The organism is Streptomyces sp. NPDC005262 (assembly GCF_042872425.1).
In the GTDB taxonomy this organism is placed as follows: Bacteria; Actinomycetota; Actinomycetes; order Streptomycetales; family Streptomycetaceae; genus Streptomyces.
In genome coordinates this window covers 244,162-259,473 of record NZ_JBIAKK010000011.1, presented here as the reverse complement: position 1 = coordinate 259,473, position 15,312 = coordinate 244,162, and the positions used below count along the sequence as shown (strand labels likewise).

The 15,312-nt window shown below is 71.0% G+C and carries 14 protein-coding genes and 1 pseudogene; 8 read left to right on the top strand and 7 right to left on the bottom strand.

Going from position 1 to position 15,312, the window contains the following annotated elements:
• Nucleotides 1-12: 12 nt before the first annotated feature.
• Nucleotides 13-4,704: a DEAD/DEAH box helicase gene (locus ACFYP5_RS26025; RefSeq protein WP_389040391.1), complete on the bottom strand. Its 4,692-nt coding sequence runs from the start codon at nt 4,702-4,704 to the stop codon at nt 13-15.
• 69 nt (nt 4,705-4,773) lie between these two features.
• Between ACFYP5_RS26025 and ACFYP5_RS26020 the strand changes: the two genes are divergently transcribed.
• The 3 genes from ACFYP5_RS26020 to ACFYP5_RS26010 are packed head-to-tail and all read left to right on the top strand — an operon-like array spanning nt 4,774 to nt 6,747.
• Nucleotides 4,774-5,649 (top strand): AraC family transcriptional regulator, encoded by an 876-nt coding sequence (locus ACFYP5_RS26020; protein ID WP_389040388.1) that lies wholly within the window; start codon nt 4,774-4,776, stop codon nt 5,647-5,649.
• Between the two features lie 10 nt (nt 5,650-5,659).
• Complete coding sequence (locus ACFYP5_RS26015) at nt 5,660-6,445, top strand: AzlC family ABC transporter permease (protein WP_389040386.1); 786 nt, start codon at nt 5,660-5,662, stop codon at nt 6,443-6,445.
• Nucleotides 6,442-6,747, top strand: a complete 306-nt coding sequence (locus ACFYP5_RS26010; protein WP_389040383.1) for an AzlD domain-containing protein — start codon at nt 6,442-6,444, stop codon at nt 6,745-6,747. The genes ACFYP5_RS26015 and ACFYP5_RS26010 overlap by 4 nt, the downstream gene beginning before the upstream one ends.
• A gap of 101 nt (nt 6,748-6,848) precedes the next feature.
• Here the strand turns inward: ACFYP5_RS26010 and ACFYP5_RS26005 are convergent, their stop codons facing one another.
• Nucleotides 6,849-7,007: a hypothetical protein gene (locus ACFYP5_RS26005; protein ID WP_389040381.1), complete on the bottom strand. Its 159-nt coding sequence runs from the start codon at nt 7,005-7,007 to the stop codon at nt 6,849-6,851.
• 142 nt (nt 7,008-7,149) lie between these two features.
• On the bottom strand, nt 7,150-8,064 hold the full coding sequence (locus ACFYP5_RS26000; RefSeq protein WP_389040378.1) for a hypothetical protein: 915 nt from the start codon (nt 8,062-8,064) through the stop codon (nt 7,150-7,152).
• 79 nt (nt 8,065-8,143) lie between these two features.
• Here ACFYP5_RS26000 and ACFYP5_RS25995 point away from each other — a divergent pair, with 79 nt between their 5' ends.
• Nucleotides 8,144-8,338 (top strand): DUF3046 domain-containing protein, encoded by a 195-nt coding sequence (locus ACFYP5_RS25995; protein WP_030974167.1) that lies wholly within the window; start codon nt 8,144-8,146, stop codon nt 8,336-8,338.
• Nucleotides 8,339-8,522: 184 nt separating this feature from the next.
• Complete coding sequence (locus ACFYP5_RS25990) at nt 8,523-9,692, top strand: AI-2E family transporter (protein WP_389040432.1); 1,170 nt, start codon at nt 8,523-8,525, stop codon at nt 9,690-9,692.
• Between the two features lie 90 nt (nt 9,693-9,782).
• Here ACFYP5_RS25990 and ACFYP5_RS25985 read toward each other — a convergent pair whose 3' ends face one another.
• Nucleotides 9,783-10,691, bottom strand: coding sequence for an SDR family oxidoreductase (locus tag ACFYP5_RS25985; protein ID WP_389040376.1), 909 nt, complete (start codon nt 10,689-10,691; stop codon nt 9,783-9,785).
• A gap of 268 nt (nt 10,692-10,959) precedes the next feature.
• Between ACFYP5_RS25985 and recA the strand changes: the two genes are divergently transcribed.
• Together recA and recX are read left to right on the top strand one after the other, a co-directional pair.
• Nucleotides 10,960-12,093, top strand: a complete 1,134-nt coding sequence (gene recA / locus ACFYP5_RS25980; RefSeq protein WP_030927082.1) for a recombinase RecA — start codon at nt 10,960-10,962, stop codon at nt 12,091-12,093.
• Nucleotides 12,094-12,096: 3 nt separating this feature from the next.
• A complete protein-coding gene (gene recX, locus ACFYP5_RS25975; protein WP_389040373.1) occupies nt 12,097-12,774 on the top strand; it encodes a recombination regulator RecX in 678 nt (225 codons plus the stop codon).
• Nucleotides 12,775-12,886: 112 nt separating this feature from the next.
• Here recX and ACFYP5_RS25970 read toward each other — a convergent pair whose 3' ends face one another.
• Entirely contained in the window at nt 12,887-13,525 is a 639-nt protein-coding gene (locus ACFYP5_RS25970) for a hypothetical protein (protein ID WP_389040370.1), read from the bottom strand.
• Between the two features lie 491 nt (nt 13,526-14,016).
• On the opposite strand from ACFYP5_RS25970, the pseudogene ACFYP5_RS25965 reads away from it, so the two are divergent.
• Nucleotides 14,017-14,124: pseudogene (locus ACFYP5_RS25965) on the top strand (hypothetical protein); the annotation flags it as partial.
• 229 nt (nt 14,125-14,353) lie between these two features.
• Here ACFYP5_RS25965 and ACFYP5_RS25960 read toward each other — a convergent pair.
• Both ACFYP5_RS25960 and ACFYP5_RS25955 read right to left on the bottom strand, forming a co-directional pair.
• Complete coding sequence (locus tag ACFYP5_RS25960) at nt 14,354-14,761, bottom strand: rhodanese-like domain-containing protein (protein WP_389040367.1); 408 nt, start codon at nt 14,759-14,761, stop codon at nt 14,354-14,356.
• On the bottom strand, nt 14,758-15,291 hold the full coding sequence (locus ACFYP5_RS25955; RefSeq protein WP_389040429.1) for a cysteine dioxygenase: 534 nt from the start codon (nt 15,289-15,291) through the stop codon (nt 14,758-14,760). Before ACFYP5_RS25955 ends, ACFYP5_RS25960 begins: the two co-directional genes overlap by 4 nt.
• Nucleotides 15,292-15,312 lie beyond the last annotated feature (21 nt).

The following is a 15,312-nucleotide window of genomic DNA, read 5'->3' as shown; positions in this document are numbered from 1 at the left end:
CGACGCGTGGGGTCAGGCCCGCAGACGGAGACCTCTCGGGGTGGCGAGGAAGCCGGCCGCCTCCAGGGTGCGGCCCAGCGGCGAGGTCAGGGACGAGGCACCGTTGGTGCGCTCCACGGTGACCGTGCCGAGCGCTCCCGCGCGGGCCGCGGTGGCCAGCGCCTCGGCCGCCGCCCGGAGCGAGGGGTCCTCCGGATCCGTCGGCCAGGCCAGCAGGGTCTTGCCGCCGCGCTCCATGTAGAGCGTCAGTTCGCCGTCGACCAGGACCACCAGGGCGCCGGCCTTGCGCCCCGGTCGGTGTCCGGCGCCGTCCGGGGGCTCGGGCCAGGACAGGGCAGCGCCGTACGCGTTGGCCGGGTCGGCGGCGGCGAGGACCAGGGCGCGGGGCGCCACTCCCGGTTCCGTGCGGTCGCGGGCCGTGGACGCCGCACGGAGCCGGTCGACCGCTCCGTCCATCGCGAACTGGGCCGCTCCCAGGCCCTCGACGACGTAGCCGCGGCGGGCCTGCCCGTTGTCCTCGAAGGCGGAGAGGATGCGGTACGTCGCGGAGAATCCGCCCTCTACGCCCTCGGCCTGGACCGCGCCGCGGGTCACCACGCCGTGACGGTCCAGGAGCGTGCGCGCCAAGGCGTGCGCGCGGTGCGTGGGATCGGGCTCGGCGGTGGGCAGCAGGGACCAGCGGCCCGAGACGGTGGGCGGGCCGGTGCGTGACGCGGGGCGGGTGGCGGCGGTGAGCGAGCCGTAACGGCCTCGGGGGACGCTGCGCTTGGCGCGGTGGGCGGTGGCCCCCGCCGTACGTCCGGAGCCGAGGAGCGAACGCAGTGGCGCCAGCGTGTCGTTGGTCAGACGGCCGGACCAGGTCAGCTCCCAGATGGCGTCGGCCAGTTGAGGATCCGTGCAGTCCGGGTGGGTGGTGGCGCGGACCTGATCGGCGATCTGCCGGAAGAACAGCCCGTACCCGCCGGTCAGGGTGGTCAGCACGGATTCGTGCAGCGCGCTGAGCTCGAGTGGGTGCGGGGGCGGGAGGAGCAGGGGCGCGCTGTCGGCGAGGTAGAGGGACAGCCAGCCGTCCTTACCGGGAAGGGCGCCCGCGCCGGCCCAGATCACCTCGCCGGTGGTGGTGAGTTCGTCGAGCAGGGCGGGGACGTATCCCGTGACCCGGCCGGGCAGGATCAGTTTCTCCAGCGCCGACGCGGGGACGGGGGCGCCCTGCAACTGTTCGATGGCGCGGGCCAGTCCGTCGATTCCGCGCAGGCTGTTGTTGCCGAGATGCTGCCACTGCGGAAGGAAGCCGGCGAGGGCGGCGGGCGGGACCGGCTCCAGCTCGTGGCGGAGTGCGGCGAGGGACCGGCGGCGGAGCCGGCGCAGCACTGTGGCGTCGCACCATTCCTGGCCGATGCCTGCGGGGTGGAACTCGCCCTGGACGATCCGGCCGGACGCGGCGAGCCGTTGCAGCGCGCCGTCCGTGACCGCGGTACCCAGGCCGAAGCGGGCGGCGGCGCCGGTGGAGGTGAACGGGCCGTGCGTACGGGCGTAGCGGGCGAGGAGATCGCCGAGCGGGTCCTTCACCGGTTCGGTGAACGCCTCGGGGACGCCGACCGGGAGGGCGGTGCCCAGCGCGTCACGCAGCCGGCCCGCGTCCTCGATCGCCGCCCAGTGGTCGGCTCCACCGATCCGGACCCGGATGGCCCGGCGGGCCGAGGCCAGCTCCGGGGCCCACGGCGGCTCGGCACCGCGCTCGGCCAACTCGGCGTCGGTGAGCGGGCCGAGGACGCGGAGCAGGTCGGCGACACCTTCGACGTCCTTGATCCGGCGGTCCTCGGTCAGCCACTGGAGCTCCTGCTCCAGCTCGCCAAGCACCTCCGCGTCGAGCAGCTCGCGCAGTTCGGCCTGGCCCAGGAGCTCGGCGAGGAGACGGGAGTCGAGGGAGAGCGCGGCGGCCCGGCGCTCGGCGAGCGGAGAGTCGCCCTCGTACAGGAACTGGGCCACGTAGCCGAAGAGGAGCGAGCGGGCGAACGGCGAGGGCTCTTGGGTGGTCACCTCGACCAGGCGGACGCGGCGCGCTTCGAGATCGCCCATCAGTTCCGCGAGCCCGGGAACGTCGAAGACGTCCTGCAGGCATTCACGTACCGCTTCGAGAACGATCGGGAAGGATCCGAACTCCGAGGCCACCTGGAGGAGCTGGGCGGCGCGCTGACGCTGCTGCCAGAGCGGGGTGCGCTTGCCCGGGCTGCGGCGGGGCAGCAGCAGGGCGCGCGCCGCGCACTCGCGGAAGCGGGAGGCGAACAGGGCGGAGCCGCCGACCTGATCGGTGACGATCTGGTTGATCTCACCCTGGTCGAAGACGACATCGGCTGCGCCGACGGGCGGCTGATCGTTGTCGTACGCCGCGGCGTAGGACGGAGCCGGCTCCCGTGGCGAGTTTTGGGACGAGTTCTGTGACGGGTCAAGGGCGAGGTCCTGGGCCGGATCGAAGTCCAGGAGGTCCAGGCCCATCATGTCGGCGTCGGGCAGCCGCAGCACGATGCCGTCGTCGGCATGCATCACCTGGGCGTCCATGCCGTACCGCTCCGCGAGGCGGGCTCCCAGCGCCAGCGCCCACGGAGCATGGACCTGCGCGCCGAACGGGGAGTGCACGACCACCCGCCAGTCGCCCAGCTCGTCGCGGAATCGCTCGACGAGGATGGTCCGGTCGTCCGGGACATGGCCGCAGGCGGCGCGCTGCTCGCCGATGTACGACAGGACGTTGTCGGCGGCCCAGGTGTCGAGGCCGGCGGCGAGCAGCCGCGACCTGGCGTCCTCGGAGGACATCCCACCGATCTCGCGGAGGAACGCGCCCAGGGCACGGCCCAGCTCCAGCGGGCGGCCCAGCTGGTCGCCCTTCCAGAACGGCAGCCGTCCCGGAACCCCGGGGGCCGGCGACACCAGGACCCGGTCGCGGGTGATGTCCTCGATCCGCCAGGACGTGGTGCCCAGCGTGAAGACATCGCCGACCCGGGACTCGTACACCATCTCCTCGTCCAGCTCGCCGACCCGGCCGCCGCCCTTCTTGGGGTCGGCCCCGGCGAGGAAGACCCCGAAGAGCCCGCGGTCGGGGATCGTGCCGCCGGAGGTGACCGCGAGCCGCTGGGCGCCGGGGCGGCCCGTGACCGTACCGGCGACGCGGTCCCAGACCACGCGCGGGCGCAGCTCGGCGAAGGCATCGGACGGATAGCGGCCGGCCAGCATGTCCAGCACGGCCGTGAACGCCGACTCCGGCAGCGAGGCGAAAGGGGCGGCACGGCGGGTCACGGCCAGCAGATCGTCCACCTGCCAGGTGTCCAGGGCGACCATGGCGACGAGCTGCTGGGCCAGCACGTCCAGCGGATTGGACGGGATCCGGAGTGCCTCGATCGAGCCGGTGCGCATCCGCTCGGTGACCACCGCCGCCTGGACCAGGTCGCCGCGGTACTTCGGGAAGACCACTCCGGTGGAGACCGCGCCGACCTGATGCCCGGCACGGCCGACCCGCTGCAGCCCGGAGGCGACCGACGGCGGCGACTCCACCTGGACCACCAGATCAACCGCACCCATGTCGATGCCCAGCTCCAGACTGGAGGTGGCGACCACGGCCGGCAGACGGCCTGCCTTCAGGTCCTCCTCGACCTGGGCGCGCTGCTCCTTGGAGACCGAACCGTGGTGTGCGCGGGCAAGCAGCGCCGGGGCGCCCTTCGCCGCACCGGACTCGGCCATGATCTCGGCGGGGGAGTGGGCCTCCGGCAGCGTCTCGCCGGTGGCCCGCTCGTACGCGATCTCGTTGAGCCGGTTGCACAGTCTCTCCGCGAGACGGCGGGAATTGGCGAAGACGATGGTGGAGCGGTGCGCCTGGACGAGGTCGGTGATCCGCTCCTCGACATGCGGCCAGATCGACGGCTTTTCAGCCTGGCCCGCCTGATCCGGGTCGGTGGCGGGCGAACCGCCGAGCTCGCCCAGATCCTCCACCGGCACGACCACCGAAAGATCGAACCGCTTGGTGGACGGCGGCTGGACGATCTCCACCTTCCGCTGCGGCGAGAGGAACCGCGCCACTTCGTCGACCGGGCGGACCGTCGCAGACAGGCCGATCCGCCGTGCCGGACGCGGCAGCAGCTCGTCGAGACGCTCCAGCGAAACAGCGAGATGGGCGCCCCGCTTCGTCCCGGCCACTGCATGCACCTCGTCGAGAATCACCGTCTCGATCCCCGACAGGGCCTCCCGAGCCGAGGAGGTCAGCATCAGGAACAGCGACTCGGGGGTGGTGATGAGGATGTCCGGCGGCCGGGTGGCCATCGAGCGGCGCTCGGCGGGCGGCGTGTCCCCCGAGCGGATGCCCACCCGCACCTCGGGCTCGGGCAGCCCGAGCCGCACCGATTCCTGACGGATCCCGGTCAGTGGTGAGCGCAGATTGCGCTCCACGTCGACGGCGAGGGCCTTCAGCGGCGATACGTACAGCACGCGGCAGCGCTTCTTCGCCTCGGCGGGCGGCGGGACCGCGGCCAGCCGGTCCAGAGCGGCGAGGAACGCGGCGAGCGTCTTGCCCGATCCGGTGGGCGCGACGACCAGCACGTCCGAACCCTCACCGATCGCGCGCCAGGCACCCTCCTGCGCGGACGTCGGCGCGCTGAAGGCACCCGAGAACCAGCCACGGGTGGCGGGGGAGAACGAATCGAGCGCAGAGCCGGCCATGTCCCCCATCGTGCACCCGACCACTGACAACGGACGGTGACAGTGGTCGGTACCTGCGAGAATTCGGGAATGGCGGCAGGATCGGGCTTCGGCTCGGCTTCGGGCGAGTGGGCGAGGTACTGGCAGTACGCGGAACTGCCCGACCTCGATCTGCTGCGTGCCCGGTACGTGCGTCACACCTTCCCGCGCCACAGCCACGAGGGCTACGTCTTCGGCACCATCACGCGGGGGGTCGAGGATGTCGGGCTGCCCGGCGGCACCGTGCACGCGGGCCCGGGCGCCGTCGTCATGATCAATCCGGAGGTGCCGCACACCGCGCGGGCCGGCGTCCCCGAGGGCTGGGTGTACGCCACGTTGTACCCGTCCGCACAGGTGATCAACGACATAGCCGCCGATACGACGCGACTGCGCGGCACGGTCGGTTTCGCCGAGGCCAGCGTCGTCGACCCGGAATCGGCCCGGCTCATCGGCGAGGTGCACCGGGCGGCCGAGGAGGGCAACGCGCTCGCCGCCGACAGCGTCCTGCGGATTCTGGTCGCGCGGCTGCTCAGCAGCCATGGCAGCGTGCTGCCCACCCGTTCTCCCCGGGCGGCGGGCGCCCGGGACGCGGCGCGGGCGCGTGCGGTGCTGGAGAGCAGGATGGCCGGGCCGCCGACTCTGGAGGTGCTGGCCGTCGAACTCGGAACCAGCCCGTTCGCCCTGCTGAGGGCATTCAAGAAGCAATACGGGATGCCGCCGCACACCTGGCTCACCGATGCCCGGGTGAGGCGGGCGCGGCGCATGCTGGACGCGGGTGTGGCGCCCTCGGTCGCCGCGACCGAGGTCGGCTTCACCGATCAGCCGCACCTGAATCGCCATTTCACCCGGATAGTGGGGGTGCCGCCCGGCGCCTACCAGCGCGAACGCGCAAGAACGTACAAGACCGGTCCAGATCTGTCCCCGTAGCGTTCCGTCTGTGCCAGAACAGACAACATCGCCAGAGAAAACCGGTGAGCCGGCCGAGACAGCCGCCGGTGAGGTGAAGTCCGATGCGGCCGTCGTGCGCGACGCCCTCGGCGTCGGTATCGCCGTGGGGCTGTCCGGCTTCGCCTTCGGAGTCACCTCGGCAGGCTCGGGCCTGAGCCTGCTCCAGACCTGCTTGCTCAGCCTCCTCGTCTTCACCGGCGCCTCGCAGTTCGCGCTGGTAGGTGCGCTCGCGGCGGGCGGCAATCCGTACACGGCGGCTGCCGGGGCGTTCTTCCTCGGCGTCCGCAACGCGTTCTACGGTCTGCGGCTGTCGCAGCTGCTCGCGATCCCGCGCGCGCTGCGACCGCTCGCCGCGCAGTGGGTGATCGATGAGACGACCGCTGTGACACTGGCCCAGCCCGCCCGGCGGTCCGCGCGGATCGGTTTCACGGTCACCGGAATCACCCTGTACGTGTTGTGGAACCTGACCACGCTGCTGGGAGCCCTTGGCGCGGAGGCGCTCGGCGACACCGACAGCTGGGGACTGGACGCCGCGAGCCCTGCCGTCTTTCTCGCCCTGCTCGCACCCATGCTGAGGAGCACGACGGAGCGCGTCACCGCCGCGCTCGCCGTACTGCTCGCCCTCGGTCTGCTGCCCGTGCTGCCCGCGGGCGTACCGGTGCTGCTCTCCGCGCTGGCCGCACCTGCCGTTCTCTTCCTGATGGGACGCAGGAACGGTTCACCCGGTGACACCACCCCCGCCAAGGCGGCGACCCCGACGGAGGACGGTCGATGAACGTCTGGACAGCAATCGCACTCACTGCCGTCGGCTGCTACCTCGCGAAGCTGCTGGGACTGCTGGTGCCCGCGGGCGCACTGGAACGCCCGCTCGTCCAGCGCCTTTCCGCACTCCTTCCGGTCGCGCTCCTGGCGGCTCTCACGGCGCAACAGACCTTCGGGGACGGACAGCATCTGGTACTGGATGCCAGGGGCGCGGGACTGGCCGCCGCGGCGCTCGCCCTGGTTCTGCGTGCTCCCTTCCTGGTGGTCGTGGGAGCTGCCGTGGTCGTCACGGCAGGGGTGCGTGCGCTCGGATAGATGCCCGTGCGGAGCAGGACAGGGCCGCCGGTGAAGGCGTGTTGTGCAAGGGGGGTCGCCACCGGGACCGAGCCCCCTTGCACGACGAACACCATCGCGGCTCATTGCACGGGAATGCCCACCGCAGGATCCGGTACGCCGAGCCGGACCGCGTCCTTCCGTACGGCGCCGATGCGACGCATCCAGACCGTGCTCGATCCGGTGCCGCCGTGCGGCACCGGATCGCCGTCGCGGCCCTGCTGCCGCACGACAGCGGCCACGGGTCAGACGGCACACACGGCGCAGGACGAGCAACCGGGCGGGGCCGTCGGCCGATGACCGAAGGTTCGCGCCGGGCGGCGTGGTCGCGGCTGTCCGTGGGCCCGCTCACGGGCGGTCGGCGGTGTGCGTCCGCCCCGCCGCTCAGCCGAGGCTGCGGCCGTGGGCCCGCAGCGTCAGCAGCGCCTTGAGGGTCACCAGCGGCCGGCCCTCCAGAGCTGTGCCCGGTGCCCACTGCCGCCAGTTCAACGGCCAGCCGCCGTCCGCCTGCTGCTCCGACGCCAGATGGTCGAGGGAGCGCTCCAGCTCCTCGTCGGTGAACCAGCGACGGGCGAGCGAATCGGGTGTACGGGCGTAGTCGTACGGGAAGTGCTGCTCACCCGGCGCATATCCGGCCGCCACCGGGTACTCCGCGCGCCGCTCCGGATCCAGCACGGCCAGCCGCTGTTCCCGCACCAGCCGCCCGAGACGGTCCGCCGCGGCCTCCGCCCGCGCCCGGTCCGGTGCGCCGTCCAGGAAGGCGACCGCCGCCTCGATCTCGTACGGATGCGAGTCCTCCAGTGCGTCGACCGCCGCCCAGCAGAAGTCGGTGGCCCGGAAGAGCCAGGCGTGCCAGACCGCATTACGGTGCAGCAGCCCGACGACAGGACCGGTGGCGAGCAGCTCCGCCGGCGGGTCGTCGACGAGCGGGATGAACGGCGCGGCCGGATAGCCTCGCTGCGAGGGCAGGAGGGCGGGCAGCGCACCCTCCTTGGTCGACACATCGGTCAGGAAGCGGCAGATCCGTTCCACCCGCAGACCGCTGCAGCGCCCGATGGAGTCGAGAACGTTCAGTGCATGGGCCGTGTGCAGCGGCTGGCTGACGGGGCCCCGCAGATCCGGTTCGAGTGCGTGACCGTATCCGCCGTCCCCGTTGAGATAGGCGGTGAGCGCGGTCTCCACGGCGTCGGCACCTCCTGCCAGGAAGTGGTGCGCGAACCGCCGCTGTTCGAGGACACGCGCCGTGAGCCAGATGAACTGCCCGGCGCGGTCGAGGGGGCTTGCTCCTGTTCCAGCCATGGACCGACCGTAGGCCGGTAAGCGCTCTCGACATGTCGTAGCGGCACGGCTGCACTCTCAGGAGCGGGATACTGAAGTCATGCGGTTGACGATTTTCTGGGAACGGATGGAAGACCACTTCGGCGCGGGGTATGCCGACTCCTTTGCGCACGACCATGTGATGGCCGAACTCGGCGGGCGGACGGTGCACCAGGCGCTGGCCGCCGGCTGGGAGGCGAAGGACGTCTGGCGCGGCGTCTGCACGGCGGTCGGCATCCCCGCCGACAAGCGCTGACGTACTGCTCGCCCCCGTGGGACCGCACCCCGCTCTCCGGGGCGGGCGGCCGGCTGTCACGGCCGTGGGCGAGACTGGGTCCGTGGCACTGACAGACGAGACCGCCCAGACCCCGCCCGTCCCCACTCCGCCCGTCCCGCCGGCCGCGCCACCGACCCAGCCGTCCGGCGCCGGGTCGGCCCGAATGCCTGCGTGGCTGCCGCGCGCCATGGTCCTCGCCCTGGCGCTCTATGCCTGCTTCCGGCTCGGAAGCTGGGCGTTCGACCAGCTCATCGGGCTGTTGATCAACGTGCTGATCGCCTTCTTCCTGGCGCTCGCCATAGAACCCGCGGTGGGCCGGATGTCAGCGCGCGGCATGCGTCGCGGCCTGGCGACCTTCCTGGTGTTCCTGGTGATCCTGATTGCCGGGGCCGGGTTCGTCGTACTGCTCGGATCGATGCTCGCGGGCCAGATCGTCGAGATGGTCGAGGAGTTCCCCAAGTACCTGGACTCGGTGATCAACTGGGTCAACCAGAACTTCCGCACCGACCTCTCGCGGGTCGAGGTGCAGGACAGCCTGCTGCACTCCGACTGGTTGCAGAAGTACGTTCAGAACAGTGCGACCGGTGTGCTCGATGTCTCCACCACTGTGCTCGGCGGGTTGTTCCGACTGCTGACGATCTCCCTGTTCTCGTTCTACTTCGCGGCCGACGGCCCCCGGCTGCGCCGCGGTCTGTGCTCCGTACTGCCGCCCGCTCGGCAGGCCGAGGTCCTGCGGGCCTGGGAGATCGCGGTCGACAAGACCGGTGGCTATCTCTACTCGCGCGGGCTGATGGCTCTCATCTCCGGGATCGCGCACTACATACTGCTGGTCTTCCTCGATGTGCCCTACGCGCCGGCCCTCGCGGTCTGGGTCGGTCTCGTCTCGCAGTTCATCCCCACGATCGGTACGTATCTGGCGGGTGCCCTGCCGATGCTGATCGCGTTCACCATCGACCCCTGGTACGCCCTGTGGGTGCTCGGATTCGTGGTGATCTACCAGCAGTTCGAGAACTATGTGCTGCAGCCCAAGCTCACTTCCAAGACCGTCGACATCCATCCGGCGGTCGCCTTCGGCTCGGTCATCGCCGGTACGGCGCTGATGGGCGCCGTGGGCGCGCTGATCGCGATCCCGGCCGTTGCGACGCTGCAGGCGTTCCTGGGCGCCTATGTGAGGCGCTACGACGTGACGGACGACCCACGGGTGCATGGCCGTCACCAGCGGCGCGGTGAGTCGGTGTTCTCGCGGCTGCGCCGCGCGACCCGGGCTCCCGGGAACGACGACGAAGAGGATGCGGAGGGACCGGAAGCACCGGGTCCGCAGCCGCGGGTCTGAGTGTCGGCGGGACGGGGGAGTCCCGGCGCGGTGCGGGAGAGCCGGCGGGGTGCGTGAGGCCGGGCGCGGTGCGGAGGTCTCGCGGAGTCCTCAGCGATAGCCCGTCACGTCGGCCGGCCGGCCCGCGTCCTGGACTTCGGGGACGTACCTCCAGGCATCGGGCCTGCTGCCGTCCAGATCGGTGAAGCCGTAGACCCGCGCCAGCTGCCCGCTTGACAGCGACTGCCCGTTCCAGCGAGCCACCCCGCGGTCCTGCGCGAGCGCGGCCACGGCGCGGCCGACGAAGGCCGGACTCTCGGAGATCGCGAAGTGGGGTGCGTGGGCGATCGCGTCGCGCCAGTTCGCTTCGGTGACGCCATGGGCGTCCAGCATCGCCTCGGACTGCAGCCAGCCGGGCGTGAGTGACACCGCGGTCGCGCCGTGGGGCTTCAGCTCGTGCGCGAGGGCGAACGCCATCCGGTTCACCGATGCCTTGGCCAGGTCGTAGAAGAAGGAGCCCCGGTAGTGGGCGGCGTTGTACTCATCGGTGCCGTCGGTCACCTCGACGACCAGGCCCCCTGGCTGCTCGATGAGGAGCGGAAGCGCGTAATGGCTGGTGATGGCGTGTGTGTCGACGGCCAGACGCAGGGTGTGCAGACCTGTCTCCAGGCAGGATTCCCAGACCGACCTGTCCCACTCGATCTCGGCTCCCCAGATGTCGTTCACGAGGACGTGCAGGTGGCCCTGGTCGCGCCGGATGCGCGTCACGAGCGCGCTGACTTCCGAGGGCACGAGGTGGTCCACCCGGGCCGGGATCCCGTGACCGCCCGCCTCGTCCACGAGAGCGGCGGTCTCCTCGATGGTCTCCGGGCGGTTCATCTCCGACCGCTGGGTCGTGGTCGTCCGCCCGGTGACATAGACGGTTGCCCCGGCCGCTCCCAGTTGAACGGCGATCCCGCGGCCCGCACCTCGTGTGGCGCCGGCGACCAGGGCCACTTTCCCTGCCAGTGATGTCCCCATACGGCCGGAATCTAGCATGATCTTGACCACTTGATCTTGACTCGTCAAGTGTAGAGTGCTAGGGCGCTATTCTGGGGGGCGGGTCGGTCCGGCGCGGTGTGCTTGACACCAAAATCGAACATCCATTCTCATGGGATTCCGGCCGGGTTTTCCCGGGCCCGACCGTGGAGTTGTCCACAGGCCGGGAGGACGTCGAGGCCCATTGTCAGTGGCAGGGGTTAGCGTCTTTGACGTGAAGCGATCGACTCAAGCAAATCGGGTGGAACCCATGGCAGGAACCGACCGCGAGAAGGCGTTGGACGCCGCACTCGCACAGATTGAACGGCAATTCGGCAAGGGTGCGGTGATGCGCCTCGGTGAGCGGCCGAACGAGCCCATCGAGGTGATCCCCACCGGGTCGACCGCACTCGACGTCGCCCTCGGCGTCGGCGGACTGCCGCGCGGCCGTGTCGTGGAGGTGTACGGGCCGGAGTCCTCCGGTAAGACGACGCTGACGCTGCACGCGGTGGCGAATGCGCAGCGGCTCGGCGGTTCGGTGGCCTTCATCGACGCGGAGCACGCCCTCGACCCCGAGTACGCGAAGAAGCTCGGTGTCGACATCGACAACCTCATCCTGTCCCAGCCGGACAACGGTGAGCAGGCGCTCGAGATCGTGGACATGCTGGTCCGCTCGGGCGCACTCGACCTGATCGTCATCGACTCCGTCGCGGCACTGGTGCCCCGTGCGGAGATCGAGGGTGAGATGGGCGACTCGCACGTGGGTCTGCAGGCCCGACTGATGAGCCAGGCACTCCGCAAGATCACCAGCGCGCTCAACCAGTCCAAGACCACCGCGATCTTCATCAACCAGCTCCGCGAGAAGATCGGTGTGATGTTCGGCTCCCCGGAGACCACGACCGGTGGCCGGGCGCTGAAGTTCTACGCATCGGTGCGCCTCGACATCCGTCGTATCGAGACGCTGAAGGACGGCACCGACGCCGTCGGCAACCGCACCCGCGTCAAGGTCGTCAAGAACAAGGTCGCGCCGCCCTTCAAGCAGGCCGAGTTCGACATCCTCTACGGCCAGGGCATCAGCCGTGAGGGCGGCCTGATCGACATGGGCGTGGAGCACGGCTTCGTACGCAAGGCGGGCGCCTGGTACACGTACGAGGGCGACCAGCTCGGCCAGGGCAAGGAGAACGCCCGCAACTTCCTCAAGGACAACCCCGATCTCGCCAACGAGATCGAGAAGAAGATCCTCGAGAAGCTGGGCATCGGTGTCAGGCCGGAGGCGGCTCTGTCCGCCGAACCCGGGGCGGACGCGGCGGGTGGTGCGGCGGCTGCGGCCGACAGTGCTGCGAAGTCGGTGCCCGCTCCGGCCGGCAAGGCGAAGCCGGCCAAGACTGCGGCGGCCAAGAGCTAGACCGTGACACGTCGTACGGAGTGGCCGGGCAGTGACGCCGAGCCCGCCCCCGATCCCGGCGCCGGTCCCGATTACGGCACCGGCTCGGGCGGAGGGTTCGGCGAGGGCGCGGGCCGTCGGGCCCGTTCCCGCTCCAGGAGCAGCGGCCCCCCTTCCTCGTCGAGGGCCGAGAAGGGGGAGCCGCGAGACCCGGTCGAGCAGGCGCGCAACATCTGTCTGCGTTTGCTCACCGGGACCCCGCGCACCCGCAAGCAGCTAGCGGACGCACTGCGCAAGCGGGAGATCCCGGATGAGGCAGCTGAAGAGGTGCTGTCGCGCTTCGAGGACGTCGGGCTCATCGACGACGCGGCGTTCGCGGATGCCTGGGTGGAATCCCGGCACCATGGCCGGGGCCTGGCCCGTCGAGCTCTTGTGCGGGAACTGCGCACCAAGGGGGTGGACTCGGCGGTGATCGACGAGGCGATGGGGCAGCTCGACTCCGAGCGGGAGGAAGAGACCGCCCGGGAGCTCGTCGCGCGCAAGCTGCGCTCCACCCGCGGCCTGGACCGCGACAGGCGTCTGCGCCGCCTGGCGGGCATGCTCGCGCGCAAGGGGTACGGGGAGGGTATGGCCCTGCGCGTGGTGCGTCAGGCACTCGAAGAAGAGGGTGAGGACACGGAAGGTCTCGACGAGCCGTTCTGACGGGGGTTCGCATCGCCGACGGTGGGCGCATCGGGGGGATGCGCGCAGGGGTACGGCGGGGGAGGGAATTCGCGCGGGAGGCGGGGCCGTTGGCGGGAGTGGCGCGTAGGAGTCAGTGTCCGGCGAACGAGGCGCGACGGATGGTGGCGTCCACGAGGGCCAGGGCATCCGATGCGGTGCGGCTGGGGTGGCGGTTCCAGGGGCCGATGAGGTCGGTCCAGCCCTGCGAGCGGAGTTCCGCGATGAGCCAGGCGCCGGCCCGGTCCACGGTTTCGAGGGAGCCGTAGCCCAGGCGGTGCGCGGTGAGGAGGGCGCCGCAGATGCAGCGGGCGCCGCGGGCGTTCCGCAGCCGGTACGGGGTGTTCTGCCAGCCCCACTCGGTCAGGATCTGCCGCGCGTAGGCGAGGTGGGTCGAAGGCCGGAGTTCGGGCTGCCCGATGCGACGCCAGGTGTGGAGCCGGTCGGGGAGGATCGCACCCAGTCGTCCAGGGAGTGGGCGCTCGCGCGGCGGAGCCGGGGGCAGGGCGCGCACCGAGTCGGCGATCAGCTGGTCGACCGGCACGGACAGCAGATCGCGCCAGTCGGCCGGGCGCCGGCCCGGCGGGTGAGGCGCGCTGTCGGGTGAGACGGGGCGCACGGGTTCGGGGGTGGTGATGTCCCAGCCGGCGACGATCTGCTGCCAGGCCTCGGTGTCGTGGAGACGCGCGGCCTGACGGTCGACATGGTCGGGGGTGAGGGTGGTGGTCGGCATCGGTGCGATGTCTCCGTCATGTCAGTCCTTGGTGTTGGGGTAAATGTCCGCCTTGTGGTGAATTTGCTCCACTGGGGTGAGGCGTTCGGGTGTGTCGGGTGGGATTCGGGGGACATGAGAGCCGCCGAGCAGGCGGCCGGCCCCCGGATGAAGACGCAGAAATGCTCCAGGGCACAGGCATCTGTGCACGGGGCAGTGCGCGACGCATGTCGGAGAAGCCCAGCCGCGCCGAAATCACAGAGCTGCTGGCCGCTCTCCAGACGCCCGCTCAGCAACCACACCGGCAGATCCCTTCAACACCTCACCCTGTACAGCCCGGTGACCTCCACGATTCTTGCCTGCGCCCTGGAGCTGAACACCGGGGCCACCAGCTGTCACCTGCGTGAACTCATCGGCTACGACTTGGTGGAGGACACCGCGACCACTGCCGCGACCGTCCGTACGACCCAGGGCGTCACAGCCGCCACCGAGTTCGTACGGACCGGTTCGCGATGGTCCGCCTGGCCGGTGCGACCCGGCGGCAGGTCCTGCGGATGCTCCGTATCGAGGCGCTGTCGGTCCTGCTGACCGCCGCCGTCCTCGGCACCGGCATCGCATTCGCCGTACTCACCGCCTTCAGCACCTGCATGACCGGCAGCGCGCGCCCCGCCGTCATGCCGGTGGCGTACGCGGCGGTGGTGGGCGCAGCCCGCTGCCGGTGCTGGTTGCCTCCGCGCTGCCCAGCCGGCCGGCACTCAAGGCCGGCCCGGTGGCTGCTTGAAGCAGTGACCCGCCAGCGGCAGTGCGGCCGGTTTGCCGCGCGGGCACCGCGGCCGCAACTGTCACCCGTCAGGCGTCGACCGGGAGCCCCGCCGCCCGCCACGCCTGGAACCCGCCGATCAGATCGGTCGCCCGGTGCAGTCCCAACTGCTGGAGGGACACGACCGCGAGACTCGACGCGTAGCCCTCGTTGCACACCACCACCACCTGCAGGTCATGGCTGACCGCCTCCGGCGCGCGATGGCTGCCCCGCGGGTCGAGCCGCCACTCCAGCTCATTGCGCTCGACGACCAGCGCCCCCGGAATCAGTCCGTCCCGGTCGCGCAGCGCCGCATAGCGGATATCCACCAGCAGGGCCCCGTCCGCGGTGGCGGCCGCCGCCTCGTGCGGACCGATCCGGTCGAACCCGGCGCGGACCCGCTCCAGCAGCTCGTCGATTCCCACCCGCTCCGTACCGCTGTTCCGGTCGCCGCTCACTGCCAGTCCTCCGGGTGCTCGACGTGCTCAAGACGGAGTACCGCGCCTGTGCGGCTGTAGCGCCGGATCTTCGGCAGCGGCGGATAGTACGCATGGACCGAGACGGCGTGCTCGGTGGCGGACTCGTTCAGCACCTCGTGCACATGGTGCCGGCCGAACGCCCTGCCCTGACCGGTCGACAGCTGCCGGGACCGATCGACGTCTTCGGCCAGTTCAAGCGTCTTCCAGCCGTCGGTGGGCAGCCGCACCGCGAGCGACTGCTCCTTCAGGGTGCCGGCCGCCGTGCTGAAGGCGCCGAGCGAGTCGGCGTGGTCGTGCCAGCCGGTGCCGGTGCCCGGCGGCCAGCCGATCAGCCAGGCCTCACTGCCACCGGGCCCGTCGAGCCGGATCCAGGTACGGCCTTCGGGATCGAGGGGGAGTGCGGCGATGAGATCGGTGTCGGCCGCCGTGCGGCTGACGAATTCGAGCAGCTCCGCGGCTGTCGGGCCGGCTCCGGTACCGGAGTGCGGACCGGAGGCAGGTGTGCCCAGGGAGGGCGAAGGAGAGGGAGA